Origin of the sequence: Acinetobacter sp. YH12102 (assembly GCF_013419125.1) — a bacterium.
Lineage (GTDB): Bacteria > Pseudomonadota > Gammaproteobacteria > Pseudomonadales > Moraxellaceae > Acinetobacter > Acinetobacter pseudolwoffii.
In genome coordinates, this window is the sequence record NZ_VPAS01000002.1 from 34,807 (window position 1) to 61,433 (window position 26,627).

Below are 26,627 nucleotides of genomic sequence, written 5' to 3' on the forward strand. Positions count from 1 at the left end.
AAAACGCACATTTATTGTGCAAAAATAATACAACTTTGCTCGCAACATTGATGAGGGTTTAACGATGGAATGGAATGAAAGCTATAATATTGGAATCGACGTAATCGATAATCAGCACCGTCAAATTTTAGATTATATCAATGCTTTGGAGCAGGTAAAAAGCACAGGAGATCGCGATCGAATCAAAGAGGTCTTGGAGGATTTAATCGATTATACCCAGTCACATTTCAGCTTTGAAGAAAACCTGCTGGAACAGGTCAGTTATCAATACCTACCTTCGCATCGCGGTATACATGAATTATTTGTGAAACGACTCAATGATTATCGTCTCAAGTTCGAGAAGGGAGAATCGATTGAAAATGATTTATATCGTTTATTGTCCAAATGGCTGATCAATCATATTCAACATGATGATCAGGACTATGTCGATGCAGTGCGCGATAATATGTTGAGTTATTTACGTGCTCAGGAAAGCAAAAAAGGCAAGGGCTGGTTTGCACGTTTCTTTGGTTAAGCACTCGGCGCTAAAAATAAGCGTTGACCGCACATTTCAGCAATGGCCTGTAAGATGAGATGTTCAGGGTTCTCTTTGGACATCCCTTTAATGGCTGCATCAATACGGATTAACAGCTGGGGCCAGCTCAAAAAGCGTTGTGGGCTGAGACGGCGTAAAGCTTGCTGATATAGCCCGACTTTGGTTTTCCAGATTCCAATTTGCAAGGCATTTTGCGGCTGTTCAAACAGTTGCATCAACAGACGCATTTCCTTGCTCAGGCTCCATAAGATCAGGCTCATCGGTTCACCTGAAGCGACCAGATACTGGAAAATCTTGATCGATTGCGAGAGATTGCCTTGCAGCAGGGCATCACTCAAATCATAGGTGCTATAGCGTGATTGATCCTGTAAGCAGGCATATAAATGATCAATCTGAATCACATCAACTTCCGTAAAGGTGTCACTGACCCGCATCAGGCTGTTTTTGGCTGCCAGCAAGTTGTGCTCATGATGCTGTTCCAGCCATTGCCAGGCATCATGGGCCAGTTTAATCCCCAGTTTCTCTGCTTCAACTGCCAAAATTTGCTGACGATCGCGTGGATAATTTGCAGTAAGCGCAACGCAGACACCATTGGCCTCAACCGTCTGGAAGAAGCTGGATTTGAGGCTGCTCGCATCTTGCTTGGGCATAACGACCAATAGCAGATTATCACTGTCTTGTTGTAAATAGCTTTTCAGCAGTTTGAGGCTACTGGCATCTGGTTTGATATTGCCATGCACTTCAACTGCCAGTTGGGTTGAGAACAATGACAAACTGTTCAATGCATTAAAGACATTTTTCCACTCAGAAACTGAACTGACATCATAACGTTGACGTTCGATATCTTTGGCTTGCCAATGTGCGCGAAAGGCATCGATCAGGTTTTGTTCTAGCAAAGGCTCTTGACCATGCAAGACCCAGGCACCGCGAGCTTCATCGACACGTTTTAGGGCTTGCAGATAGTCAAGTTTCATAAGGCGTTCTTATTGAGCAGGTTGCGCTGGGGTATTTTGTTTGGCCAAGGGGAGGCGGTTCGATGAAATCTGACGCGCGATCTGCTGTGCCACATCATCAATAATCACCTGATTCAAAAACTTTTGTTCCTGGTCATCAGTGTTGACTGTTTCAATGTCATATTGATAAGTACGCGTTGCCACCACAGTGCGTGGTTCGGTCACCGGATTGCCTTGCGCATCTTCAATGCGGAAGGTTACATTTAAACGCAGCAAGGTTTCTACCAGCTTGCCGTTTAATTCTAAGCGGCGCGGCGTGTAATCGAGAACACGCAATACATAAGCATTAGGTGCATTACTTAGCTGTACGCCTGCAGCACCGAGGTAAACTGCCAGTTTTTCTTGCAGTTCTTCAGTATTGGGCGGTAAAGACAGGCTCATGACAGAGTAAGCAACAGGTGCGGAGCTCGGATTGGTTCCTTTCAGATGAAAACCACAGCCGACTAAGCCTGCACTCAGACCACAAGTTAAAACAATTGCTGCTAAACGTTTGCCCAAATGCATGTGTTGCCCTCTATGCTTCCCGAAGGGGAATATTTGAAATCCTGAACTGGATTGTAAAGTCAAAGCCCGTTGGCTGGCAACGGGCTTTGTTTGGGAATTGTGAAATCCTTTTGTTCCCTCATCCTAACCTTCTCCCAGAGGGAGAAGGAAATTTCCCTCTCCTTCTAGGAGAGGGTTAGGGAGAGGTGGATTCTTAAACCACCAAATTCACTAATTTATTCGGTACCACAATTTCTTTCTTGGTTGGGCCAGTCAAGAATTGTTGAACTTCAGGCAATGCTTTGGCTTGAGCCAAGATGTCATCTTTAGAGGCATCTACAGATACTTCTAACTTGCCACGGAGTTTACCGTTGACTTGAACCACGATGGTTTGCGTATTACGTGTCAGCGCAGACTCATCTACCGCAGGGAACAAAGTTGAATTCAATTCAATCCCAAATTCAGCCAATAAAGTCTGGCTTAAATGCGGTGCAAATGGTGCAAGTAAAGTTAACAGCGTGGTAATTGATTCACGTGCAACAGCAACGTCATTGTCATCTTGGGCTTCAAACTTGTTGTTCGCGTTTAGAAGTTCCATCAATGCAGCAATTGCAGTGTTAAATGCATGACGACGTTCGATGTCATCACCGACTTTTTGGATGGTTTCATGAGTTTTACGACGTAGGTCTTGTGCAGCCGTAGACAGTGCCGCTTTGTCGATGTTTGATGCACTGTTACCTTTTTCAAGGAAGCCTGTTGCTAAACGCCATACACGTTTCAGGAAGCGGTTTGCACCCTCAACACCGGCGTCAGACCATTCTAGTGATTGATCTGGTGGAGCTGCAAACATCATGAACACACGTGCCGTATCTGCGCCGTACTGGTCAATAATTGATTGCGGGTCGATACCGTTATTTTTCGATTTCGACATTTTTTCCTGACCACCAACAATTACGTCCTGACCATCACCTTGGTATTTCGCAGACAGAATACGCCCTTTTTCATCACGTTCGAGATCGATATCTGCAGGGTTAAACCAGGTTTTCTTGCCTGATTCAGCTTCACGGTAATAAGTATCTGCCAAAACCATACCTTGAGTTAACAGGTTGGTAAATGGTTCATTACCTTGTACTACACCTTCATCACGCATCAATTTGTGGAAGAAGCGTGCATAAAGTAAGTGCAGAATCGCGTGTTCAACACCACCGATGTATTGGTTCACAGGCAACCAGGTTTGACCCGCTTCAGGTTTCACCATACCATCGGTAAAGTCTGGAGATGCATAACGTGCATAGTACCAAGATGATTCCACGAAGGTATCCAGCGTATCTGTTTCACGACGTGCGTCGCCACCACAACATGGACAAGTCGTTTCATAGAACTCAGGCATTTTGTTCAGTGGGTTACCTGAACCATCTGGAACAACGTCAGTCGGAAGAACCACAGGAAGTTGATCTTCTGGCACTGGTACCTGACCACAGGTGTTACAGTTGATCATTGGAATTGGACAGCCCCAATAACGCTGACGAGATACACCCCAGTCACGTAAACGGAATTGAACTTTAGAACTTGCCAGGCCTGTTGGTTCTAATTTAGCAAGGAATGCATCGTATGCACCCTGGAAATCCAAACCGTCAAATTCGCCTGAATTAATCAGTTTACCTTCTTTAGAGCCGTACCATTCTTGCCATTGAGTTGCATTAAAGTCCGCATCGTCTGCGCCTTTGGTATCAATCACTTGCTTGATGGTCAGGCCATATTTGTTGGCAAATTCGAAGTCACGTTCATCGTGTGATGGAACCGCCATCACCGCACCAGAACCATAAGACATCAATACATAGTTGGCGATCCAAACCGGAACTTCCTCGCCAGTCACAGGATGCTTCACAGAAAGACCGGTTGCCATGCCTTTCTTTTCAGCAGTCGCAAGATCCGCTTCTGCCACAGAACCCATACGGCATTCTTCAATGAATGCAGCCAATTCTGGGTTTGTTTCAGCCGCTTTCAGCGCCATCGGGTGTTCTGCTGCAACTGCAACATACGTTACACCCATTAAGGTATCGGCACGAGTAGTGAATACCGTTAAACCGTCTGCATAGATTTCTGGATTTGCTGAAGGGAAAGTAATATCCATCCCTTGTGAGCGACCAATCCAGTTACGTTGCATGGTCAGAACTTGTTGAGGCCAACCGTCTTTCAATGTGTCTAGATCATCTAATAATTCTTGCGCATAATCGGTAATGCGGAAGTAGTACATTGGAATGTCACGTTTTTCAACCAATGCACCTGAACGCCAGCCGCGACCATTTTCAACCTGTTCGTTGGCAAGCACAGTCTGATCGACCGGATCCCAGTTTACAGTTGAAAGTTTACGGTAGATCAAGCCTTTTTTATAAAGCTGAACAAATAGCCATTGTTCCCAACGATAGTATTCTGGGGTACAGGTGGCAAATTCACGATCCCAATCCACTGCAAGACCGAGTTTTTTTAACTGGTCGCGCATGTAAGCAATATTTTCAAATGTCCATTTTGCTGGTGCAACCTGATGTGCAATCGCTGCGTTTTCAGCAGGTAGACCGAAAGCATCCCAACCCATTGGTTGTAGGACCGTTTCACCTTTTAAGCGATGGAAACGGCTGATCACGTCACCAATCGTATAGTTACGCACATGACCCATATGTAGCTTGCCACTTGGGTAAGGGAACATCGAGAGAATATAACGACGTGGACCTTCTACTTTGTCGGCAACTTTAAAGGCTTTGCGATATTCCCAATCCTGTTGGACTTGAGGCTCGATCGCACTGGCTTGATATTCGGAATCAATGTGAGTAGTCATAAACGTATCAGTGAATTACGGTGAAAAAAGTCTGTTGCACAGCATAGCGCAAAATGCACCTAAAAGTGAATTTTGCGCCGGCATTTCCCGAAGAAAAAACACGCTGTTCTATATAGAGGTGTCTTATAAAGCAACTGCACGATTTTTAGATTGCTGCAAGGCTTCGTTGGCTTCACGTTGTTGCTGGTCCTGATTCGCAGGAATTTGAGGCTGTTGCAGTTGTTCTTGAGGTGTGTTCTCGGTTTGAACTTCAGTTTCAGCTGTTCTTGGAGATGCCGGTGCTGAATTTTTCCAGCCATAAGTATCCACTGTGGTGGCTTTTTTCGCAGATTTTGGCGGTGGGGTCTTGGTATAATGCGTGATACCTTTGGCATCGACCCATTTATAATACTGGATTGCTGACGCACTGGTGCTATAGATGCCCAGAGATATTGCGCAGCTTAGACTGAAGGCGGTTAAAAAAGATATTTTCATTGTTCTTGGGCCTCGGCTTGCTAGGCATGGAATACTGCAATGATTGTAGTGATATTTTCAGTAAAAGTGATGGATTTTTATCTGCTTTATTCGATGTTAATCGCTTAAACAAACCCACTCTAGCGTGTAAGAAATCAGAGATAAATCTTCGTATACAAAATTTATTGATAAACAATTTCCTTTCATTTAATAAAAATTCATTCATTTTTTTTATATAAGACATATTAAAAATTTATAAAATTAAGCCATTAACTCTATGAATTTTATTGGATTAGATGAATAGGAAAGACAGTAAATGCATGGCTATAAGCTGATATTGCTGTTAAAAACAGCAGATCTAGGCGCTATAAGCGTAGATTGTCTGTTTTTTAAACTTGACTTTAAAGCCTGAAAACACAAGAATGCTGCAATAGTTTTATATGCCTTAGATCGATCACCCTTCGACTAAGTGTCATTTCATGCAATGGGCGATTTCTCTAGCCGAGAAATTGAACAAAGCTAAGCAAAATATGTTTATCCCAACATGTTTTAGATCCCGTATTGCTCGAACAGCGAAGAGATCAGATTTTTTTCCTATTGCTTTGAAAACTATGAAATTTGTGTGCTATAACAGTGCAGACAGTTAACAAATGAAACACTGCAAATGCCTCCCATTTGTGCAGTGAATAATATTAGGGTGAATCACGTTGGAACTTCTATCTGGTGGTGAAATGCTTGTTCGCGCATTAGCGGACGAAGGCGTTGAACATGTTTTTGGATACCCAGGCGGCGCAGTTCTTCATATTTATGATGCGCTATTTCAACAAGACAGAATCAATCATTATCTCGTACGTCACGAACAGGCTGCCGGTCACATGGCCGATGCTTACTCACGCGTCACAGGTAAGACCGGTGTTGTGCTAGTGACTTCAGGTCCGGGTGCAACCAACACGGTAACGCCAATTGCAACGGCCTATATGGACTCAATCCCGATGGTGATTTTGTCAGGTCAGGTTGCGAGTCATCTGATTGGTGAAGATGCATTCCAGGAAACCGATATGGTCGGTATTTCACGTCCAATCGTGAAACATAGTTTCCAGGTGCGTCATGCCAGCGAAATTCCTGCAATTATCAAAAAAGCCTTTTATATTGCGTCTTCAGGTCGTCCAGGTCCTGTAGTGATCGATATTCCAAAGGATGCGACCAATCCTGCAGAAAAATTTGCTTACGAATACCCAGAAAAAGTGAAGATGCGTTCGTATCAACCACCGTTCCGTGGTCACTCAGGTCAAATTCGTAAAGCGATTGAAGAGCTGATCCATGCTAAACGTCCTGTGATTTACTCAGGCGGTGGTGTGGTTCAAGGCAATGCTTCAGCACAATTAACAGAATTGGCGCATTTATTGGGTTATCCAGTGACCAACACCTTGATGGGTCTTGGCGCATTCCCGGGTAATGATGAACAGTTCATCGGTATGTTGGGGATGCACGGTACTTACGAAGCCAACATGACCATGCACAATGCAGATGTAATTCTGTGTGTGGGTGCGCGTTTCGATGACCGTGTTACTAATAACCCTGCGAAATTCTGTCCGAATGCAAAAGTCATTCATATTGATATCGACCCAGCGACGATTTCAAAAACCATTATGGCGCACATTCCAATTGTCGGTGCTGTAGAGCCTGTACTGAATGAGATGTTGAACCAGTTGAAACAGCTTAATGTTTCTAAGCCAAATCCTGAAGCGATTGCGGCATGGTGGAAACAGATCAATGAATGGCGCAAGGTTCATGGTGGTCGTTTTGAGGCAGGTGTTGATGGTGTAATGAAGCCACAACAAGTGGTTCAGGCATTGGACAAAGTGACCAATGGCGAAGCGATCATTACTTCTGACGTCGGTCAGCATCAAATGTTTGGTGCGATGTATTACAAATACAAACGTCCACGTCAATGGATCAACTCAGGTGGTCTAGGCACTATGGGTGTAGGCTTGCCATATGCAATGGCTGCGAAGCTTGCATACCCGGAACAGCAAGTGGTGTGTATCACCGGTGAAGCATCGATTCAGATGTGTATCCAGGAACTGTCGACCTGTAAGCAATATGGCCTGAACGTCAAAATCCTGTGCCTGAATAACCAGTCTTTAGGGATGGTGAAGCAGTGGCAAGATATGAACTATGAAGGACGTCATTCAAGTTCTTATGTAGATTCATTGCCTGATTTTGCCAAACTGATGGAAGCCTATGGTCATGTCGGTATTCAGATTAATCATGCCGATGAACTAGAGTCGAAGCTTGCAGAAGCGATGGCAATTAACGACAAGTGCGTATTTATTAACGTTATGGTAGATCGTACCGAACACGTTTATCCGATGTTGATTGCGGGTCAATCGATGCAGGATATGTGGTTGGCTAAAGGGGAGCGCACGAAATGAGACATATTATCTCTGTACTCGTAGAAAACGAATCAGGCGCGCTTTCCCGTTTAGTGGGTTTGTTCTCACAGCGTGGCTACAACATCGAAACATTGAATGTTGCTCCGACTGAAGATCCAACGCTTTCACGTTTGACATTGACCACTTATGGCGATGATCACAAGATTGAGCAAATTACCAAACAGCTTAACAAGCTGGTTGAAGTGGTAAAAGTGGTTGACCTGTCTGAAGGTGCACATATTGAGCGTGAATTGATGCTGATCAAAGTCAAAGCATTGGGTTCATCGCGTGACGAAATCAAACGTACGGCGGATATTTTCCGTGGTCAGATTGTCGATGTAACCCCGACGACCTATACCGTTCAAATCGCAGGTACGACTGAGAAAGTGGATGCATTTATTGATGCACTTGCAGAACATACGATTTTAGAAGTGGTTCGTTCAGGTGTATCAGGTATCGCACGCGGCGAAAAAGTACTCACCATCTAAATTTTAAGTATTTCCTCATCTGAACAAGAAGAGGGGGTCAGGCAATGTAAATTTAAGGGTCATTGCCTGATTTAACGGACAAACAAGCATTTAAGCGGAGACAGCAATGCAAATTTTTTACGATAAAGACTGTGACTTATCTATCATCCAATCTAAGAAAGTAGCGATCATTGGTTACGGTTCACAAGGCCACGCGCATGCGCTTAACCTGAAAGATTCTGGCGTTGACGTAACTGTAGGTTTACGTGCGAACTCTGCTTCTTGGAAGAAAGCTGAAAACTCAGGTCTTAAAGTTGCTGAAGTTCCTGCTGCTGTAGCACAAGCTGACGTAGTGATGATCTTGACTCCAGATGAGTTCCAATCTCAACTTTACCGTGACGTAATTGAGCCAAACATCAAGCAAGGCGCTACTTTAGCATTTGCTCATGGTTTCTCGATTCTTTATAACCAAGTTGTTCCACGTGCTGACTTAGACGTAATCATGGTTGCGCCTAAAGCTCCTGGTCACACAGTACGTTCTGAATACCAACGTGGTTCAGGTGTTCCTGACCTTATCGCGATTCACCAAGATGCTTCTGGTAATGCGCGTAACGTTGCTCTTTCTTACGCTTCAGGCGTAGGTGGCGGCCGTACAGGTATCATCGAAACTTCATTCCGTGAAGAAACTGAAACTGATCTTTTCGGTGAGCAAGCAGTTCTTTGTGGTGGTGCTGTTGAATTGGTTAAAATGGGCTTCGAAACTCTGGTTGAAGCGGGCTATGCTCCTGAAATGGCGTACTTCGAATGTCTACACGAACTTAAATTGATCGTTGACTTGATGTTCGAAGGCGGTATCGCGGACATGAACTACTCAGTGTCAAACAACGCTGAATACGGCGAATATGTAACGGGTACTGAAGTAATTAACGAACAGTCTCGTGAAGCAATGCGTAATGCACTTAAACGTATTCAATCTGGTGAATACGCGAAGATGTTCATTCAAGAAGGTGCGTTGAACTATCCATCTATGACTGCTCGTCGTCGTCAAAACGCGGCTCACGGTATCGAAGTTACTGGTAACAAGTTACGTGCGATGATGCCTTGGATCCAAGCAAACAAAATCGTTGATAAAGAGAAAAACTAATTTCTCGAATCATTTGATTTGAATGCGAAAACCCACTCTATTTGAGTGGGTTTTTTATTTGAAATAAATTGAGTTGACTAAAAAATATGCTATAAGAACTCTCTTAGTGGTTATTTTAATTGGGGGATTCATGAAAGTTAAATATTTAGGTTTTGAATTGGGGACTAAGAAGAACAAAATAAAAATTAAAGAATTTATAGATAAAAACTTAGATTTTATTGATGAGGATATTTTAGAGCGTGATTTTATAATCGATGCTGAAACCAATGAGCAATATTATAAAGGGCTAATTTTGACTGTCAAAGATCAAAAGGCATTTTGTAAGTTGCAAGGTTCTAGAGATGATCTCCAAATCAAAGTAGAAAATTTAGATGGTTCAGAACAGTTAATTGAATTTAATTTTTTTATAATTAATAAAACTACAGGTAGAGGGCTTTATCAATTCTATTATCAATCCACCAGTTTAAATAAATTTGGTGAAATTCTAAAAAGGAAATTCGTGGAATATAGGGATTCACTGAAAACCGATGAAATTCATATAAATATAAGTTCAGGTAAAAGTGATAAAGCTAGTCGGTCAATAGCAAATAAAAAGTACCATGATCTGTTAATTTTTGAAATGTTAGTTAAGACACAAACACTCAAAGATTTACTTTTGAAATGTAAAAAAATAAAAAGCTTTGAGTATGAGTTTTGCTCTTATGATCGTATGGAAGAAGCATGTGTGCCACTAGCAGCATTAGCAAAAAAAATGAGGCAAAAAGTTACTTTCTCTCAACCTAATTTAGTACAAAATATCTCTGAGTCAATTTCACAATTAATTTCTGATCAAGAACCAGATAAAGGAACAGTTATTGTAATTGATGAATTTGATCAAGAAATGCCTTATAAGTTATTAGATACACCTGATCTATTTCATGAGGAGGAATTTGATGAACTGGTTCAAAAGCTAAATGATATCAAGGTTGGAAATTTCACAGATAGCAAGATTTTAGATGAAATGATAAAGATTTCTAAAAGTAAAGAAATTTAAAAATGCTTCATTGGGGGAAAAGGTGAAAATAAAATATATTTTAATTGCCTTGCTTTTGACTATTGTGACTTTTTTAGTTACGTATTTTTATTATGAGTTACATAAGCAAATAACTTATGAAAATTTCTCTGACATAAATACAAAAATTATTGTTTTCTATGGTCAGAATTTAAGAGGAAATCTCTTTACAGGATTCTTGGCTTTAGGAGGGTTTATATTCTCTTTAAAAGCTTTTATTTTGGTTACTATGAAGCAAAATGTTTATGATAATGATTTTTATGAAAAAAAGTGGCTTGATTTGAATAAAGGTAATGAGTGTAGAAAGGCTTATTTTCTTCCTCTAAGGCAACTAAATGAAGCACTTTATCTTACTGTATTGCTTGCTATCATTTCCTCGATTATTAATATTACGATTGGGTTGTTACCTAACATTTATGTGGTTTATGTCTGTATATTTACTTCACTGTGGGCATCTATTTATTTAGTGCAGAGTTTATATTTAGTAAAAAGAAATCTTGATACTTGGTTTGAATATTTAAGTTTATCTGAGTTTAAAAAGCACAAGTAAGGATTGTGAAATAAACTTAAATTCTCATGCTAAAATCCGCCTCAACTTTTCTTCTTCCAAAACTGAGGCATAGCGTAAACGCTCATGTTTTATTGGCGCACTTGCGCTCAAATTTCCTGTTTTACTTCAACGACAGCCAAAATGATATTCAATTCAGAAGGCTTATTTTGGGTTGCATAGCACCCATTATTAAGTTTTTGCTACTTCATCAAACAGTCACACAGAACACCTATGCTTTGCTTAAAACATAAATAAGTAAGATAGGTGCGACATGAATCAGCCCTACAGCCAAGCCTTAACAAAACAACAAGCACTCCTTGATGGCTTTCAATTTGACTTAAAACAGCAACGTCTGAAAAGTCCTCAAAAATCATCTGCGCTTGCAGATTTGGTACGCCCCCGCTTAAAAATTGCCATAGTGACCGAAACATGGCCACCTGAAATTAATGGGGTAGCAAATTCATTGTTACAACTCTGCAAAGGGCTGAAAAAACAGGGGCATAAAATTTTATTGATTCGACCCGAGCAAAAAGGCATCTGTGCTGAATTTCAACCCTATCGGGAATGTTTGGTTAAAGCACAGCGTATTCCCAAATATTCAGGCTTACAGTTCGGTTGGCCGCAGTTTCTAAAGGTTCGCCATGCGGTAGAAGCCTTTGCACCCGATGTAGTGCATATCGTCACAGAAGGCCCATTAGGGCTTGCCGCGCAGCAAACTGCAAGATTCCTTGAAATTCCTGTATCGAGCGGTTTTCATTCACCATTTCAGGAATTTAGCCGTTTCTTTGATTTGGCATTTTTGGTTAAACCTATTCAGCATTATCTCAAATGGTTTCATAATCATACCGCAATTACCTGTGTACCGAGTCGTGAGACTGCCGAAGCACTCCGCAAATTTGGAGTGACGTGTCCACTGGTTGTGGTGGGACGAGGGGTAGATACACAAGCCTTTTCACCTAAATGGCGTTCTGATTCCCTACGCCAGAGCTGGGGAGCTTCCAAAGAGACCCGTGTCATGTTGTATGTCGGGCGTTTATCGCCTGAAAAAGAAATACCAGTGGTGATTCAGGCATATTTCACATTGCGTCATATGCATTGTCAGGATGTGCGTCTGGTGGTGGTCGGAGATGGTCCAGACCGACAGCGCTTAGAGCAGTTGAATCATGATGCTTCGATTGTGTTTACCGGGAGTTTGCGTGGTCAACAGCTTGCTGAAGCCTATGCCAGTGCCGATGTGTTTTGCTTTGCGAGTCAGGTTGAAACCTTTGGCAATGTGGTATTGGAGGCGATGGCCAGTGGACTACCGGTTATTGCTTATGATTATGCTTGTGCACATCTACATGTACAACACGACCGAACAGGCTGGCTCAGCTCACTGGGTCTGCAAGAAGATTTAACAGCCAATATCTTAAAGTTACCAGATTATCACACACTTAGAAGAATGGGTGTGTATGCTTCACACTGTGCACAGAAGGTCGGATGGCAACATCCTGTAGAGCAGTTTGAACAGGTTCTGTATTCAATCACAAGGCAAAATAAATGACCTAATTAAAACAAGAGCGGGAGCAACATGATGAAAATCCACAATGCCAAACTCAAATTTTTAGAAATAGATTTAAAAGGCTGTGTCTACCTCAATCATCTCTCCCACTCAAATCGAATCGCTGCTTTTTTTAAAATCATTAGCCGTTTGGGGGATGGCGTGTTTTGGTATGTGATGTGTTTTGCCGCATGGGGATTTCGTGGCTTGGAATATGGGCTACAGATGCTCTATATCATTTTGGGCGGAACGTTCGGCACGCTGATTTATAAAATTCTCAAAACAAAAACTGTACGTCCAAGACCTTATCAGGTGCATCAGGTGATTCGACTGGGTGAGCGGCCGCTGGATCATTTTAGTTTTCCGTCTGGACATACCTTGCATGCGGTAATGGCAACCACGGTCTTGGGTTATGTTGCACCGCTATTATTGCTGTTGATGCTCCCTTTTACGCTGCTGGTGGCTTTATCGCGCATGATTCTGGGATTGCATTATCCAAGTGATGTCGCGGTTGGGGCAATGATCGGAGGCATGATGGCCGTGGTCATTGTGCTGAGCGCACCTTATCTCAATATTATGTTGTAAAAAATAAGTGAAAACTGGGGCGAAAGCTCGCAGATTTTTATAAATTTGCTAAAGTACAGCATTAAAGCAAATATGGTGAGAAATAGAGATGGGTTTACGTTGGACTGATACCCTCGATATCGCGATTGAACTCTACGAAGCGCATCCAGATGTGGACCCGCAGTGGATTCGTTTTACTGATTTACACGCCTGGGTATGTGCCTTGCCTGAGTTTGCAGATGACCCGACTAAATCCACAGAAGGCCTGCTGGAAGCGATTCAAATGGCATGGATTGACGAAGCGCGTTAAGTGCCCGATTGAAAAAAGCATATTTTTACAGTGTAAAAGCAGAAAAGTGCGCATTATCTCGGTATAATGCGCCAAATTTTCATGTCAACAATTGACTTAAGGAGCCTATCATGGCTATCGAACGTACTTTATCTATCGTAAAACCAGACGCAGTTGCTAAAAACCACATCGGCGACATCTTTGCTCGTTTCGAGAAAGCTGGTCTTCAAATTGTTGCAACTAAAATGAAACACTTGACTCAAGCTGAAGCTGAAGGCTTCTACGCTGAGCACAAAGAACGTGGTTTCTTTGCTGATCTTGTTGCTTTCATGACTTCTGGTCCAGTGGTTGTTTCAGTTCTTGAAGGCGAAAACGCTGTTCTTGCTCACCGTGACATCCTTGGCGCGACGAATCCTAAAGAAGCTGCTCCTGGTACAATCCGTGCAGATTTCGCTGTAAGCATCGACGAAAATGCTGCTCACGGTTCTGACTCTGTAGCATCAGCTGACCGTGAAGTTAATTACTTCTTCGCTCAAACTGAGATTGCTCCACGTACTCGTTAATTCGCAGTATTCAAACCAGATAAGTGTTATTATACTTATCTGGTTTTTTTATTCTTTGAATAATTCTTTGCTCACATATTGAGCTTCTCCTTTGATCTTTAGACATGGTTTAGGTAATACACATGAGTACTGAAGTCGTCGCTGTATCTGCAGTTTCAGCTGCACAGCAACCATCTCCGTCCACTCCCACACAGCAGAATGCTGTGGAAAAAGTGAACCTACTCGGCATGTCTCGTCCGCAAATGGAGAAATTCTTTGAGGATATGGGGGAGAAGAAGTTTCGTGCCGGGCAGGTAATGAAATGGATTCACCAATTTTTCGTGACCGATTTTGCCGAGATGACGAATATCTCGGGCAAACTGCGTGAAAAACTGGAACGTATTTGTGAAATTAAAGCGCCCGAAGTGGTGCATAAAAATTATTCTAAAGACGGTACCCGTAAATGGGTCTTCCGTGTCGGTGATGGTGACGGCTCTCTTGTCGAAACTGTATTGATTCCAGCAGAACATCGTAGTGGCCTACGTCGTACCTTGTGTATTTCGTCTCAAGTGGGCTGCGCACTAGACTGTTCATTCTGTTCAACCGGTAAACAGGGTTTTCAGCGCGATTTAGATCAGTCAGAAATCATTGGTCAGTTGTGGGTGGCGAACTATTCCTATATGGAAGATGTGCCTGTGGCAGATCGTGAACGTTCAGTCACGAATGTGGTCATGATGGGCATGGGCGAACCACTGCTTAACTACGATGCCGTACTTAATTCCATGCGCATTATGCTGGACGACTTTGCTTATGGCATGTCGAAACGTCGCGTGACCTTATCGACATCAGGTGTAGTGCCGAAAATTGATCAAATGGTCAAAGACATTGATGTTGCACTGGCCATTTCATTGCACGCACCAAATGACGAACTGCGTAATGAACTGGTGCCAATCAACAAGAAATATCCTTTAGAACAACTGATTGCGGCGTGTCAGCGTTATATTGCCAAAGATGGTAATGAAAGTTCACGTAAACACGTCACCATTGAATATGTGATGCTGGATGGTGTGAATGATCATCCTGAACATGCACAGCAAATGATTAAGCTGCTGAAGAACTTGCCGAGCAAGATTAATTTGATTCCATTCAACCCTTTCCCGCACGCGCCTTATGGGCGTTCAAGCCGTAACCGCATTATTTCTTTCCAAAAAACTTTGTCTGATGCCGGTTTTGTGTGTACGATTCGTCAGACACGCGGTGATGATATTGATGCGGCGTGTGGACAGCTTGTAGGTCAAGTGGCTGATCGTACCCGTCGTGCGGAACAGTGGAAAAAGAAAATTGCGCAGTCAAATGAGATTATGCGTTCACAAGGATAATAAGAGGTCGCCAGTTGAGAAATCTAACATCTAAAATTGCTTTGATTTCAACAGTATGTGTGTCTTTAGCTTTGGTTGCATGTCAAACGCCAGATTTGGGTCAGAAAGATCCTGAAAAAGCCACCAAAGTCCGTACCCAATTGGCGGCAGAATATTTAAGAACAGGTGACCTAGATGCAGCCAAACGTGCGCTGGATCAGGCACTCGAAACGACTCCGCGTGATTCGCAAGCGAATATGATGATGGGCGTGCTATTGCAACAGGAAGGTAGTCAGCTCAATCTTGAGAAAGCAGATGCTTATTTCAAGCGTGCGATTTCGGCAGATCCGAAAAATGCACAGGCACGCAACAACTATGGCACGTATTTATATCAGCTAGAACGCTATAATGATGCGATCGAGCAGTTTAACATTGCCGGTGCAACTTTAGGTTATGATCAGCGTTTCCGTGCACTGGAAAATATGGGACGTATTTACCTGAAAATGGGCGATGTGGTGAATGCTGAAAAATCATTCAAACAGGCGCTTCAGGCGAATCGCGATTCATATATATCAATGTTAGAGTTGTCAGAAATTTTTTATTTAAACCAGCAGTTCCCGGCAGCGACACAACTGTATCAACAGTTTGCGCGTGGTGTGGGACAGAAAAATCAGGGTGCCCGTGCGCTCTGGGTTGGCATTCGCACTGCGCGTGCCAGTGGTGATCAGTTGGGGATGCAGGTATTGGTGAACCAGTTACGTGCATTGTTTCCTGAAAGCCAGGAATACCAACGTTATTTGCAATTACAGTACAGTACTGAGGCCGTATGGAAGTAAATCCTAATTCACCTTCGAATCATTCGAGCGTAGCTCCAAATGCGTTAGGAAATATTCAACGTCCGGGCGAGTACTTGCGTCAGATTCGTCTCAATCAGCAACGTGATCTGGAAAATGTGGCCAAAGAGCTGAATATTCCGGTCAAAACCCTGACTGCACTTGAGCAGGATGAATATAAGTCTTTGCCTGAGGCGACTTTTATCAAAGGCTATTACCGGATCTATGCCAAACTTTTGGGTGTAGATGCGTCGACTATTATTCAGCGTTTTGATGAAATTTATACCAATGATACGGGTTTGTTGCCCAATCATGCGCTGAATAATTCTCCCATTAAAATCATGGGGAAATTGCCAGGTTCCAAGCGTGACCGTAACCGTAAATGGTTAAAGCGCATTTTTATTACGCTGGTCTTGCTGCTAATTTTGGGCGCACTGTTTGCCATGATTCAAAACTGGTCGAGCAGTAATTCGCAAAATAGCAGTGAAGTTTCTGGAGTCGGTGCTTCCAATATCGAGATTCTGAATCTGGATGCAGGCGCCGCACTGTCTGGCGACCAGCTAAAACTCGATTTTAACCGTCCGACCTCTGTGCATATCGTCGATTCAGCCGGTAAGGTTTTAGCGACTGGCCGTCAGGCATCGAGTTTGCAACTCAATGGTGAAGCGCCATTCCAGATTCGTCTTGATGATGCGGCAGCTGTATCACTCAGCCTGAATAATGAAAATATTTCATTGTCACCTTATACCGTAAACGGAAAAGCAGAATTCCGTTTGTCACCTTAACAGATCAAGAGTAGAGCAAAACCATGATCGTAAATCCAATTAAACGTCGTCCAACACGTAAAATTCGTGTCGGTTCAGTTTATGTGGGTGGTGATGCACCAATCAGTATCCAGTCTATGACCAATACTGAAACCTGTGATGTGGCAGCCACGGTTGCACAGATTCAGCGCTGTGTCGATGCCGGTGCAGACATCATGCGGGTTTCTGTGCCTACGATGGAAGCGGCGGCAGCCTTTGGTGAAATTCGTAAGCAGGTGAATGTGCCTTTGGTGGCGGATATTCACTTCGACTATAAAATTGCTTTGGCAGTTGCGGACTTCGGTGCAGACTGTTTGCGGATTAACCCGGGCAATATCGGCTCAGAAGCAAAGATTCGTGAAGTGGTGGCAGCAGCACGTCATAATGATATTTCAATGCGGATTGGTGTCAATGCCGGTTCACTCGAAAAAGACATTCAAAAGAAATATGGCGAGCCGACAGGCGCAGCATTGCTTGAATCTGCGATGCGTCATATCGACATTTTAGACCGTCTGGATTTTCAGGAATTTAAAATTTCAGTTAAAGCATCCAATGTGTTCCTGACCATGGATGCGTATCGTTTGCTGTCTCAGCAAATTGATAATCCGCTACATTTGGGTGTAACCGAAGCCGGTATTTACCGTACAGGTTCGGTTAAATCTGCAATCGCCTTGGGTGGTTTGCTGATGGAAGGCATTGGCGATACCATGCGTATTTCGCTTGCTGCCGAGCCTGAAGAAGAAATTAAAATCGGTTTTGATATTCTAAAATCGCTGGGTCTGCGTTCCAACGGCATTAACTTCATTGCCTGCCCAAGCTGTTCACGTCAGGAATTTAATGTGATTTCAGTGATGCAACAACTGGAAGAGCGTCTGGAAGATATCCGTACCCCGATGGATGTCTCGGTGATTGGCTGTAAAGTAAATGGGCCGGGCGAGGCTAAAGAAGCCGATATCGGTGTCGTAGGTGCAGCGCCACGTTCACTGGTGTATCGTAATGGTGAAAAAAGCCATCTAATTGATACCAATCAACTGGTTGATGAAATCGAAAATATGGTTCGTCAACGCGTTACCGAGCTTGAAGAAGCTAAATCTAAAGAAATTATTCGTACAAGTTTTTCTGAGTAGATCATGAGTTCAATCGTCGCAATCAAAGGTTTTAATGACATTCTCCCAACGCAAAGCCCAGCTTGGAGACGTCTTGAACAGCATCTGTCGGGTTTGATGGATGCTTATGGCTATCAACAAATCCGTTTGCCTATCGTTGAACAGACCAATCTGTTCAAACGTTCGATCGGTGATGCCACCGATATCGTTGAAAAAGAAATGTATACCTTTCTGGACAAAGGTAATCCGCCTGAGTCTTTGACACTACGCCCTGAAGGAACTGCAGGCTGTGTACGTGCCATGCTGGAGCATAATCTGCTTCGTGGTGCGACTCCTCGCGTCTGGTATATCGGGCCAATGTTCCGTTATGAAAAACCACAGAAAGGCCGTTACCGTCAGTTCCACCAGTTTGGTGTAGAAACCTTTGGTGTGGCGACTCCAGACATGGATGCAGAGCTGATTTTGATGACTGCACGTCTGTGGAAACGTATGGGCGTTGCGGACAAGGTTCAACTTGAATTAAATACTTTAGGCGAATCGGATGAACGTGCAGCCTATCGTGCAGCCTTGGTTGAATTTTTAGAGTCACATAAAGCCGATCTGGACGAAGATTCTCAGCGCCGTCTGACCACAAATCCACTGCGTATTCTGGATTCTAAAGATGCCAAAACCCAAAGCATCCTAGAAAATGCACCGAAACTGCATGACTTTATGGGTGAAGAAACTCTGGCGCATTTTGCCCAGTTACAACAGTACCTGACTGATGCCGGCGTGAGTTTTGTGATCAACCAAAAACTGGTACGTGGCTTAGACTACTACAACAAAACTGTCTTTGAATGGACCACAACACATTTAGGTTCACAAGGAACCGTGTGTGCCGGTGGCCGTTATGACGGTCTTGTTGGTCAATTGAAGGGCAAGCCTGATCAGTCTGTACCTGCGGTTGGTTTTGCCATGGGTATCGAACGTTTATTGCTTCTGCTTGAACAGGTTGAAGACAATACACCAACGCGTGATTGTGAAGTATTCCTGGTGGCTGAACCGGCTTCTCAAGGTCAAGCCTTGGTCATTGCTGAACAGATCCGTGATCAGCTTGAAGCAGCGGGGAGTCAGGTGCGTTTGAAAGTGGGCTCTCAAGGTTCAATGAAGTCGCAAATGAAAAAGGCTGATCAGGCCGGTGCTTTATTTGCTGCGATTTTAGGTGAGCGTGAACTTGAAGCGCAGACTTTTACAGTGAAAGAACTGGCAACCGCAGAGCAATCGAATGTGCCATTTACGGACTTCGTTGCATTTTTTAGTGCTAAAATTTCTTTAAAATAATCGATAAAACATCAGGAAAAGGGTAGTCTCATGAGCGCAGTGGGTGATGAACAGTTTGAAAGCTTAAAATCCTTTACGAAGAAGTATGGTTCTTCGATCATTACAGGGATTTTGATTGCGCTGATTGCCTTTTTTGGATGGGAATATTGGCAGAAGAAAAACCTGGCAGAGTCGCAAATGCACACTGCCAAGGTTCAGCAGTTGATGGATGATGCACAGGCGACGCAGGGCGATGCCTTTGCCAAGCTGTCTGAAACTGCGGACAAAATTGTCAAAGAAGCACCAGATTCAGCTCAGGCCATTCAGACTCAGCTGGTCATGGCGAAACTGGCCTATGACAAAGAAGATTATGCTGCGGCTGAGAAAGCGCTACAAAAAGTTGAAAACTCGACACTAGACGATAAAGGTCTGGTTCAGGTGGTCAAACTTCGTCTGGCTTATGCGCAACTGGCACAGAAAAAATATGATGCTGCATTGAAAACTTTAGAAGCAGTGACTGAACCTGCGTTTAAAGCAACGGCCGATGAAGCACGTGGCGATATCTATGTTGCCAAAAATGATATTGAAAATGCGAAAAAAGTATATCAAAGTGCATGGGATGCCTTGATTGAACGTAAAGAAGAACGTCAGATTTTACAAATTAAGCTCGAAAGCGTAGGCGTGTTGGTCGATGATCCGGAAATCGAACGCCCAATTATAGAAACACAAGCGGAAGAAGCTGCATGAATAGAAAATACAAAATTACCTGTGCCTTGACTGTTTTAACGCTTGCACTGGCTGGCTGTGCAGGTAAAACAAATAAAGTTCCAGAAGTAAAACCGAACCCACTTCCAAAACTGACCCAAGCCAAAACACTGGTTCCTGTATTTTCCACCAGTGTATCTGCGACAGATGCTGCCGATCCATTGCGTTTACGTCTGGATGCAGACAATGGTGTGGTTTTTGCGATTGATCCAAAAGGCGAGGTGTCTGCATTTAAGGGCAAACAGCGTCTCTGGCAGAAAAAAGTCAGCAAAGATAATCTAAGTTCTGGTGTTGAAGCGGCCGAGGGTCTGGTTGTTGTCGGTAGCCAGAAGGGCCAACTGTTTGCACTCGATCAGCAAACCGGTGAGCAAAAATGGACTGCACAATTGACGGGTGCTTTACTGGCGCCTTCACTGATTCATGCAGGTCGTGTGATTAGTGTGAGCAATGACGGTATGGTCTATGCGCATGAAGTGGCAAGCGGTGCACAAGTTTGGACTTATAACCTGCCTAATGTACAATTCAGCCTGCGTGGTATGGCGGCTCCTGTGCCATTAGATGCGCGTAATGTGCTGATTGCATCTTCAAATGCGTATATTTATGCACTGGATGCCTTAAGTGGCGTACCAAAGTTACAGCGTCGTGTCGCCGTGTCGGATGGCCGTTCTGATATTCAGCGTCTGGTCGATATTGACGGTGAGCCGGTCGTTGCAGGCCAGTTTGTGGTGACGACCAGTTATCAAGGTCAGGTGACTGTACTGGACTTGGCTTCACAGCAAGTCATCTGGAGTGAAGATGCCAGCAGCATCCAGCGTCCAGAAGTTGTCGGCAATGGCGTATTCGTGGCGCAAACTGATGGCAAAATTAAAGCTTTTGAGATTAGCTCGGGTCAACCGCTTTGGGAAAATGATCAATTGTTGAATCGTCAGCTCAGTAATCCAGTGATGTTAGGCACGGATTTGGTGGTCGGTGATCTGGATGGTGTGTTGCACCTGATTGATCCGCGTACCGGACAAATTACTGGTCGTTCGAAAACCTCTGGTGAAGTGCGTAACTTACGCGTGATCGACAACCAGCTTTATGTTTCTACACGCAAGGGCGCATTAAGCATTTGGCAGAACCGTTAATTTTAACGAGCCTTATGTTAAACTAGCCGCAACCGTATTTTTGTGAACGCGGGGTGATTGAAAAATCAATGCCCCGTGTTTTTATTTAGGGTATTTTTCCCCTTATATCTTCCTATACTTTCTGATGTTCAGGCCACTTTGACTGCCTGATTATTGAATAAAGGTTACTCTATGAAACCCGTAATTGCGCTCATTGGTCGTCCGAACGTCGGAAAATCAACTCTGTTCAATCAGATTACCAAGAGCCGTGACGCATTGGTGGCAGACTTTGCTGGTCTGACACGCGACCGTAAATATGGCGATGCAACCTATCAAAATAAATCTTTCATTGTGGTTGATACCGGTGGTATTGGTGAAAATGAAGGCGGTATTGACTCGTACATGGCAGAGCAATCTAAAACTGCCATTCATGAAGCCGATATTATCATTTTTGTGGTCGACGCGCGTGCCGGACTGCTGGCTTCCGATGAGCAGATTGCGCGTGAACTGCGTACTTTAGGTAAAAAGGTCTTTCTGGCGGCCAATAAAGTCGATGGCGTACATGCTGAAGCTGCCTTGGTTGAATTCTACAAACTGGGCATGGGCGAGCCGCTACAAGTTGCTGCCAGCCATGGTCGTGGTGTTCAGCAAATGCTGGAAGACGTGCTTGCCGATGTACCGGAAGATGAAAACCCGGAAGAGCATGATAAAAACACTGGTCTGCGTTTAGCGATTATTGGTCGTCCAAACGTGGGTAAATCTACGCTGGTGAACCGTTTGCTCGGCGAAGAGCGTGTGGTGGCATTTGACCAGCCGGGTACAACACGTGACTCGATTTATATTCCATTCGAGCGTGATGGCCGTCAATATACCCTGATTGATACTGCAGGGGTGCGTCGTAAAGGTAAAGTGGATGAAATGATTGAGAAATTCTCGATTGTTAAAACTTTGCAGGCGATGAAAGATGCCAACGTGATTGTGGTTGTGGTCGATGCACGTGATGGTATTGTAGAGCAAGATTTGCATCTGATTGGCTATGCGCTTGAAGCCGGTCGTGCCATGGTCATTGCTGTCAACAAATGGGATAACATGACTGAATATGATCGCAAGCAATGTAAGCTCGATGTAGAGCGTCGCTTCGATTTCATTCCATGGGCAAAAGTGCATTTGATTTCTGCATTGCATGGAACGGGTGTAGGTGAGCTTTATCCTTCGATTCACCGTGCCTATGATTCATCTCGTTTGAAAGTATCACCGGCAAAAATCACCCAGATTTTAAATGATGCAACAGATGCCCACCAACCGCCTATGGTTCAGGGTCGTCGTATTAAAATGCGTTATGCGCATATGGGCGGACAGAATCCACCAACCATCGTGATCCATGGTAACAAGGTCGATAAAACCCCTGCGGATTACCGTCGTTATCTTGAAAACGTATTCCGTAAAGTATACAAGCTTGAAGGTACGCCGATTAAAATCGAGTTTAAAACCTCTGAAAACCCGTTTGAAGGGCGTAAGACGGTGATGGATGAGCGTATTGCAGCGCGTAAACGTCGTTATGTACAGAAGTTCAAGAAAGCCGAGAAGAAATTTAAACGTTAATTTCTTTTTTTAGTTTTCGATAAAAAGCCTGCTGATGCAGGCTTTTTCGTTTTTTGTGAAAAATATAAAAATGTATTTGTGATAAAGCTTAATTCTGATTTTAGCAAAAATAAAAATTTTCTTTTTTTCTAGTCATTTAGTATAAGTATCAATTTAATATTTATGTAATATGTATTATATTTGTTTTAAATTGTTAACTCAGTCGCAAGAATGAAAGCTGGCTGAAAAAGATCATAAGAAATTACTGTCTCGATTGGGGTGGTGTGAGGGGAACATGAAAAAAACTGCATTGGCTTTAATCTGTATGATGGGCCTGCCAAGCCTCGCGTGTGCTGAAATGATCAAAGTAAATGGTGAGGGCAGTAGCCCTATTATTAAAAAAGATCCGGTAGGAACACGTAATCAAGCATTGAATAATGCAAAAATTGATGCAGTCATTGCTTTAATCAAAAAAATTAATGGCCCTCAAGCCATGCAGGATGCTCAGCCTCATCTAACAGATATTGTGAAACAAGTTGATAATGGCTACGTGTTTAATCGTGGCAGCCAAACTAATAGTAATAAAGAATTGGTCACCTCTATTTCAATTGAAATGGATGATCAGGAGTTTCGCCAGATCTTAAATGACCTGGGTTTATCCAAAAAGAATAGCCGAACCAGTCCGATCATGATCGTGATGGATGAATATTTCGGTGTGCCGCGTGATAACTCTAAACCGGTCAAAGAATTTACCTCGTACTTCTCTGATAAAAGCTATGCTTATGATGAAAAGGCCAGCTATGATGCCAAAGAAAGTGCCAAAGCGAGCGAGAGTTCATCATATTCATCGAAAGGAAAGTCATCAGCTGCATCTGGTTATGCATATGATAATTATTATGGTGCGGGTGTAGGAGTCGCAGCACGTTCAGCAAGTCACAATAATTCAGGTAAATCTTCAGCTTCAGCGAGTTATAACGCCAGTGAGTCAGCACGTTATAGCCAGTCTGAACGCCAAAATGATATTCAAAACTTTGTAAAATATGTGGAATATCAGACTCCATCTACAAAGCCAGAGCGTGAAAACCATACACTGAATGCAATTGCAGGCTCAGCATCTAAATACGATCTACGTTTAATGGATTCGGATCTATTCCGTAGCCGTTATTTAAAAGGCAAGAGTATGTCCATTCAGCAATTGCTGAGTGATGCAGAATTGGCAAAACTTGCAGTTGCTGCACGTCAGGAAAAAGCAGACTGGTTTATGGTCGGTAGCTCCTATATTTATGACCGTGGTCGTTCAGGTGCAACCGGCCAGTTTGTGTGTGATGGTGCTGTCAGCTATAAAATTTATTCAGTCGATGATGGCACGCTGATGGGCGGTGATACCCGCACGGAATCATCAACGGCTGCAACGACAGATTCGTGTCGTACCAATGTTGCCGGTAAACTGGGCGAAATGACCTTGTCCGAAGTCGGTCCACAAATTCTTTCCTATTCGAAAAACCGTAGCATGTATGGTAAGGAAATTACCCTTTTTGTAAAAAGTGTATCGGGTAGCGTATCTAGCCGCTTAGGAGATGATCTCTATGTGGCTTTAGATGAGATGGACGGCGCAGAAAATATCGATATACGTACCCAGGATGGCAAGCTGGTCGAGATGACCATGACTTATAAAAGTGAAAAGCCATTGAGTGCTGAACTGGCCAAAGCTTTACGCCGGGTAAATCCTGTGCTGTCTAATGCAGAACGTTTGCAAGCAGGGAATACCATTACCTTATGTATTGGCGGTACCCAATGCAAATAAGCATGAAAAAAATTACTCTTGCCATGGCCCTGATGGGTACTGCTGCAAGTGTGCAGGCCAATATTCAGGTTTTTCCGGCTAAAGGAATTTATGGCTTGGAATTGCCTTGTCGTCAATCGGCAGATCATATAGAAGCAAATGCCTCCTCGATTTCCTGTGACTTTAGCAAGGCTGTGTCGAACGAGGTGATCCGTAAACAAGTTGCACAGACTTTTGAGCAGCAGTTGAAACAGGTTTTGCAAGATCAGGTGGTGGCTTCAATTTCCCAGCAGAATAAACATCGAAGCTATGTGGCTTCTCTGGAAGTTTTGCGTGCTAGTGAATATGTGGTGCAAAAGGAATCTACAGCCGAGATTTTTCTGCCAGTCACCTTAAGCTTAAAATTGACCAATGTTCTATCTGGGGAAGTGATTTATACCGATAGTGCTACCTTGTCACAGCCTATTCAGGTGTTGTCGACCGAGATTCGGACTGTTGCAACACGTCAAGCCGTCCAGCAGAAGTTTCAAAGCAGTTTGCTGAGCTTGACCCAGCAACTCACTCAGGATCTCCAGAAGAAATTCAAGGTGTCTGAAGTACAGACCAAGGTGATTGATCGCTGGAAATCCTATCTGATTTTAGATAAAGGCTTCAATCAAGGCATTGCCAAAGACGATGAACTCAGTTCGGATTCCGGAGATTTGATTAGAGTTGTACATGCCGATAGTGATTATGCAGTGGCATTACCGGTGTTGATGAGTGGCACTTCAAGCCAGTTTAGCAAGATTTCGGCAAATACCCGTCAGGCGCTGAATAAGCCTAAAGCTTTGGTCGTAGATGTATTGACCTACCAAGGTGAATCAAAAGACCTGATTGAGCAGATTTTTTCTGATGCCATCGGGGAGAATGCATCATTTACCCTTACGCCGGTGAATAAACGTTACAGCACTTTGGCACAAAGTGTCAGTGAGCAGACGGGGTTAAGCAATCAGGAAACCCAGCACCAGCGCGAACTACCAGAATTTTTTATTCGTATTAATGTGATCCCTGTGATTGGCTATCAGCAACAAGTCGGCAAGATGACCCAGCAGCAAGTGGTACATAGCGAAGTTTTTGCTGAGATGATTGATCGTTCGGGACGTGTGATTTATTCCGCGCATGCGACTGATGAAATAAGTGAAACCATTTCACAAGGTATGGGTTTTTCACTCGGTACGCGTAAAGAAGTGGCACTCAAAAATGCTTTGGTGAAATTAGGTCAGCAATTTCAGAAAGGGATTCAATTTACCCGTTCCGATTTGCAGGTATCGAGCGGGGGGAGCGATACCATCACGATTCAGGATACGGGTGAGCGCTTGACCACAGGCATGAAAATTCATGTCTATAACCGTGAAAAAGTTGCACAACGTCAAGTATTGATTCCCACTTGGGAAGCTACAGTGGTTGAGCGTCAGGGCAATAAAGTTAAAGCACAGCTTGATTTTCCTGTGAGTGGAAATGATCGTCTACCGGTACGTTCAGGAGACAGCATCTTGGTGGATAGTCACGCTGCTGTCGGTGACTCAAAACTTGCCCGGGTGCTTTGTTCAAATCTGCATACTGAACAGGTTGGAGAGATTCCGTTTTATGGATTTGGGCCACTGATTTACCACGCGTTTACCAGTCAATCCAAGCGTCCGTTTTATGCGACAGGTTCAGGGTTTAAAGGGCAGACCAGTTTAAAAACATCTATTGTAAAAATGACTGAAAATGCGGGCTTTAAAAAACAGCTGGATTTGAAACTGTATGTGCCAAAAGAAGAGTGTTTACAGCCAGCATTTAAGATTCAGGTTCAAGAAGATTCCATCAAATGCAATGCAGATCAATCCATCTGCGATGCCACTTTGGTATTGGCAGGAGGAGCACGCCGTTTTAATGAAAAACAGGAGCGGGTCGGTGCTGTAGGTTTGCAACAGGAAGTTAATTTAAAAGGCATAAATACTGCTCATCGTCATGCCATGTACAACATTCAAATGTTTAAAGCATTACCAAAAATTTTAAATCAGATCGTGCAAAAAGCCGATTCAGGGCAGTAAGGAATTATGAGGGGAA

General features: G+C 43.5%; 24 protein-coding genes. 20 read left to right on the forward strand and 4 right to left on the reverse strand.

What is annotated here, in order from left to right; translation table 11 throughout:
* The first annotated feature begins 64 nt into the window (after positions 1-64).
* Entirely contained in the window at positions 65-514 is a 450-nt protein-coding gene (locus FTU42_RS02050) for a bacteriohemerythrin (RefSeq protein WP_005172715.1), read from the forward strand.
* Here FTU42_RS02050 and holA read toward each other — a convergent pair.
* The 4 genes from holA to FTU42_RS02070 form a co-directional block, all read right to left on the reverse strand.
* Positions 511-1,509, reverse strand: a complete 999-nt coding sequence (holA, locus tag FTU42_RS02055) for a DNA polymerase III subunit delta (RefSeq protein WP_180050981.1) — start codon at positions 1,507-1,509, stop codon at positions 511-513. The two genes, FTU42_RS02050 and holA, sit on opposite strands and share 4 nt — an antisense overlap.
* Before the next feature lie 9 nt (positions 1,510-1,518).
* Positions 1,519-2,052: a hypothetical protein gene (locus tag FTU42_RS02060; RefSeq protein WP_005095647.1), complete on the reverse strand. Its 534-nt coding sequence runs from the start codon at positions 2,050-2,052 to the stop codon at positions 1,519-1,521.
* 193 nt (positions 2,053-2,245) lie between these two features.
* A complete protein-coding gene (leuS, locus tag FTU42_RS02065) occupies positions 2,246-4,867 on the reverse strand; it encodes a leucine--tRNA ligase (protein WP_180082961.1) in 2,622 nt (873 codons plus the stop codon).
* A gap of 123 nt (positions 4,868-4,990) precedes the next feature.
* A complete protein-coding gene (locus tag FTU42_RS02070; RefSeq protein ID WP_180082962.1) occupies positions 4,991-5,341 on the reverse strand; it encodes a DUF4124 domain-containing protein in 351 nt (116 codons plus the stop codon).
* 686 nt (positions 5,342-6,027) lie between these two features.
* Here FTU42_RS02070 and FTU42_RS02075 point away from each other — a divergent pair.
* The 19 genes from FTU42_RS02075 to FTU42_RS02165 all read left to right on the forward strand — a co-directional run bounded on the left by FTU42_RS02075 (position 6,028) and on the right by FTU42_RS02165 (position 26,611).
* Positions 6,028-7,755 (forward strand): acetolactate synthase 3 large subunit, encoded by a 1,728-nt coding sequence (locus tag FTU42_RS02075; protein ID WP_005107884.1) that lies wholly within the window; start codon positions 6,028-6,030, stop codon positions 7,753-7,755.
* Entirely contained in the window at positions 7,752-8,243 is a 492-nt protein-coding gene (gene ilvN / locus FTU42_RS02080) for an acetolactate synthase small subunit (protein ID WP_064094785.1), read from the forward strand. The genes FTU42_RS02075 and ilvN overlap by 4 nt, the downstream gene beginning before the upstream one ends.
* 106 nt (positions 8,244-8,349) lie before the next feature.
* A complete protein-coding gene (gene ilvC / locus FTU42_RS02085) occupies positions 8,350-9,366 on the forward strand; it encodes a ketol-acid reductoisomerase (RefSeq protein WP_004278368.1) in 1,017 nt (338 codons plus the stop codon).
* 130 nt (positions 9,367-9,496) lie between these two features.
* Positions 9,497-10,399 carry a hypothetical protein gene (locus FTU42_RS02090; RefSeq protein WP_180082963.1) on the forward strand — a complete coding sequence of 301 codons (903 nt, stop codon included), beginning with the start codon at positions 9,497-9,499 and terminating at the stop codon, positions 10,397-10,399.
* A gap of 22 nt (positions 10,400-10,421) precedes the next feature.
* A complete protein-coding gene (locus FTU42_RS02095) occupies positions 10,422-10,967 on the forward strand; it encodes a hypothetical protein (protein WP_180082964.1) in 546 nt (181 codons plus the stop codon).
* Between the two features lie 271 nt (positions 10,968-11,238).
* Positions 11,239-12,510, forward strand: coding sequence for a glycosyltransferase family 1 protein (locus FTU42_RS02100; protein WP_100357514.1), 1,272 nt, complete (start codon positions 11,239-11,241; stop codon positions 12,508-12,510).
* 30 nt (positions 12,511-12,540) lie between these two features.
* Positions 12,541-13,092 carry a phosphatase PAP2 family protein gene (locus tag FTU42_RS02105; protein ID WP_180082980.1) on the forward strand — a complete coding sequence of 184 codons (552 nt, stop codon included), beginning with the start codon at positions 12,541-12,543 and terminating at the stop codon, positions 13,090-13,092.
* An 88-nt stretch (positions 13,093-13,180) separates the two neighbouring features.
* Positions 13,181-13,381 (forward strand): Fe-S cluster assembly protein IscX, encoded by a 201-nt coding sequence (gene iscX / locus FTU42_RS02110; protein WP_005172695.1) that lies wholly within the window; start codon positions 13,181-13,183, stop codon positions 13,379-13,381.
* Between the two features lie 110 nt (positions 13,382-13,491).
* Positions 13,492-13,923: a nucleoside-diphosphate kinase gene (gene ndk / locus FTU42_RS02115; protein ID WP_004647460.1), complete on the forward strand. Its 432-nt coding sequence runs from the start codon at positions 13,492-13,494 to the stop codon at positions 13,921-13,923.
* Between the two features lie 122 nt (positions 13,924-14,045).
* Positions 14,046-15,281 carry a 23S rRNA (adenine(2503)-C(2))-methyltransferase RlmN gene (gene rlmN, locus FTU42_RS02120; RefSeq protein WP_005095669.1) on the forward strand — a complete coding sequence of 412 codons (1,236 nt, stop codon included), beginning with the start codon at positions 14,046-14,048 and terminating at the stop codon, positions 15,279-15,281.
* A gap of 14 nt (positions 15,282-15,295) precedes the next feature.
* Entirely contained in the window at positions 15,296-16,096 is an 801-nt protein-coding gene (gene pilW, locus FTU42_RS02125; protein ID WP_005172689.1) for a type IV pilus biogenesis/stability protein PilW, read from the forward strand.
* Positions 16,087-16,878, forward strand: coding sequence for a DUF4115 domain-containing protein (locus FTU42_RS02130; RefSeq protein ID WP_005172687.1), 792 nt, complete (start codon positions 16,087-16,089; stop codon positions 16,876-16,878). Before pilW ends, FTU42_RS02130 begins: the two co-directional genes overlap by 10 nt.
* Positions 16,879-16,901: 23 nt before the next feature.
* Positions 16,902-18,023 carry a flavodoxin-dependent (E)-4-hydroxy-3-methylbut-2-enyl-diphosphate synthase gene (ispG, locus tag FTU42_RS02135; protein WP_005172685.1) on the forward strand — a complete coding sequence of 374 codons (1,122 nt, stop codon included), beginning with the start codon at positions 16,902-16,904 and terminating at the stop codon, positions 18,021-18,023.
* Positions 18,024-18,026: 3 nt separating this feature from the next.
* Entirely contained in the window at positions 18,027-19,322 is a 1,296-nt protein-coding gene (gene hisS, locus FTU42_RS02140) for a histidine--tRNA ligase (protein WP_005095678.1), read from the forward strand.
* Positions 19,323-19,352: 30 nt separating this feature from the next.
* Positions 19,353-20,048: a tetratricopeptide repeat protein gene (locus FTU42_RS02145; protein ID WP_005095680.1), complete on the forward strand. Its 696-nt coding sequence runs from the start codon at positions 19,353-19,355 to the stop codon at positions 20,046-20,048.
* Entirely contained in the window at positions 20,045-21,193 is a 1,149-nt protein-coding gene (gene bamB, locus FTU42_RS02150; RefSeq protein ID WP_005095682.1) for an outer membrane protein assembly factor BamB, read from the forward strand. Before FTU42_RS02145 ends, bamB begins: the two co-directional genes overlap by 4 nt.
* 171 nt (positions 21,194-21,364) lie before the next feature.
* Positions 21,365-22,774 (forward strand): ribosome biogenesis GTPase Der, encoded by a 1,410-nt coding sequence (gene der / locus FTU42_RS02155; RefSeq protein ID WP_005095683.1) that lies wholly within the window; start codon positions 21,365-21,367, stop codon positions 22,772-22,774.
* A 274-nt stretch (positions 22,775-23,048) separates the two neighbouring features.
* Positions 23,049-24,557: a hypothetical protein gene (locus FTU42_RS02160; RefSeq protein WP_180082965.1), complete on the forward strand. Its 1,509-nt coding sequence runs from the start codon at positions 23,049-23,051 to the stop codon at positions 24,555-24,557.
* Between the two features lie 2 nt (positions 24,558-24,559).
* The gene (locus FTU42_RS02165) at positions 24,560-26,611 is read left to right on the forward strand and encodes a hypothetical protein (RefSeq protein ID WP_180082966.1); all 2,052 of its coding nucleotides are present in this window, start codon (positions 24,560-24,562) and stop codon (positions 26,609-26,611) included.
* Positions 26,612-26,627: the final 16 nt, after the last annotated feature.

Coding starts and splice junctions, on each gene's coding strand:
- FTU42_RS02050 (WP_005172715.1), top strand. CDS start 65: ATGGAATGGAATGAAAGCTATAATATTGGAATCGACGTAATCGATAAT.
- holA (WP_180050981.1), bottom strand. CDS start 1,509: ATGAAACTTGACTATCTGCAAGCCCTAAAACGTGTCGATGAAGCTCGC.
- FTU42_RS02060 (WP_005095647.1), bottom strand. CDS start 2,052: ATGCATTTGGGCAAACGTTTAGCAGCAATTGTTTTAACTTGTGGTCTG.
- leuS (WP_180082961.1), bottom strand. CDS start 4,867: ATGACTACTCACATTGATTCCGAATATCAAGCCAGTGCGATCGAGCCT.
- FTU42_RS02070 (WP_180082962.1), bottom strand. CDS start 5,341: ATGAAAATATCTTTTTTAACCGCCTTCAGTCTAAGCTGCGCAATATCT.
- ilvN (WP_064094785.1), top strand. CDS start 7,752: ATGAGACATATTATCTCTGTACTCGTAGAAAACGAATCAGGCGCGCTT.
- ilvC (WP_004278368.1), top strand. CDS start 8,350: ATGCAAATTTTTTACGATAAAGACTGTGACTTATCTATCATCCAATCT.
- FTU42_RS02090 (WP_180082963.1), top strand. CDS start 9,497: ATGAAAGTTAAATATTTAGGTTTTGAATTGGGGACTAAGAAGAACAAA.
- FTU42_RS02100 (WP_100357514.1), top strand. CDS start 11,239: ATGAATCAGCCCTACAGCCAAGCCTTAACAAAACAACAAGCACTCCTT.
- FTU42_RS02105 (WP_180082980.1), top strand. CDS start 12,541: ATGAAAATCCACAATGCCAAACTCAAATTTTTAGAAATAGATTTAAAA.
- iscX (WP_005172695.1), top strand. CDS start 13,181: ATGGGTTTACGTTGGACTGATACCCTCGATATCGCGATTGAACTCTAC.
- ndk (WP_004647460.1), top strand. CDS start 13,492: ATGGCTATCGAACGTACTTTATCTATCGTAAAACCAGACGCAGTTGCT.
- rlmN (WP_005095669.1), top strand. CDS start 14,046: ATGAGTACTGAAGTCGTCGCTGTATCTGCAGTTTCAGCTGCACAGCAA.
- FTU42_RS02130 (WP_005172687.1), top strand. CDS start 16,087: ATGGAAGTAAATCCTAATTCACCTTCGAATCATTCGAGCGTAGCTCCA.
- ispG (WP_005172685.1), top strand. CDS start 16,902: ATGATCGTAAATCCAATTAAACGTCGTCCAACACGTAAAATTCGTGTC.
- hisS (WP_005095678.1), top strand. CDS start 18,027: ATGAGTTCAATCGTCGCAATCAAAGGTTTTAATGACATTCTCCCAACG.
- FTU42_RS02145 (WP_005095680.1), top strand. CDS start 19,353: ATGAGCGCAGTGGGTGATGAACAGTTTGAAAGCTTAAAATCCTTTACG.
- bamB (WP_005095682.1), top strand. CDS start 20,045: ATGAATAGAAAATACAAAATTACCTGTGCCTTGACTGTTTTAACGCTT.
- der (WP_005095683.1), top strand. CDS start 21,365: ATGAAACCCGTAATTGCGCTCATTGGTCGTCCGAACGTCGGAAAATCA.
- FTU42_RS02160 (WP_180082965.1), top strand. CDS start 23,049: ATGAAAAAAACTGCATTGGCTTTAATCTGTATGATGGGCCTGCCAAGC.
- FTU42_RS02165 (WP_180082966.1), top strand. CDS start 24,560: ATGAAAAAAATTACTCTTGCCATGGCCCTGATGGGTACTGCTGCAAGT.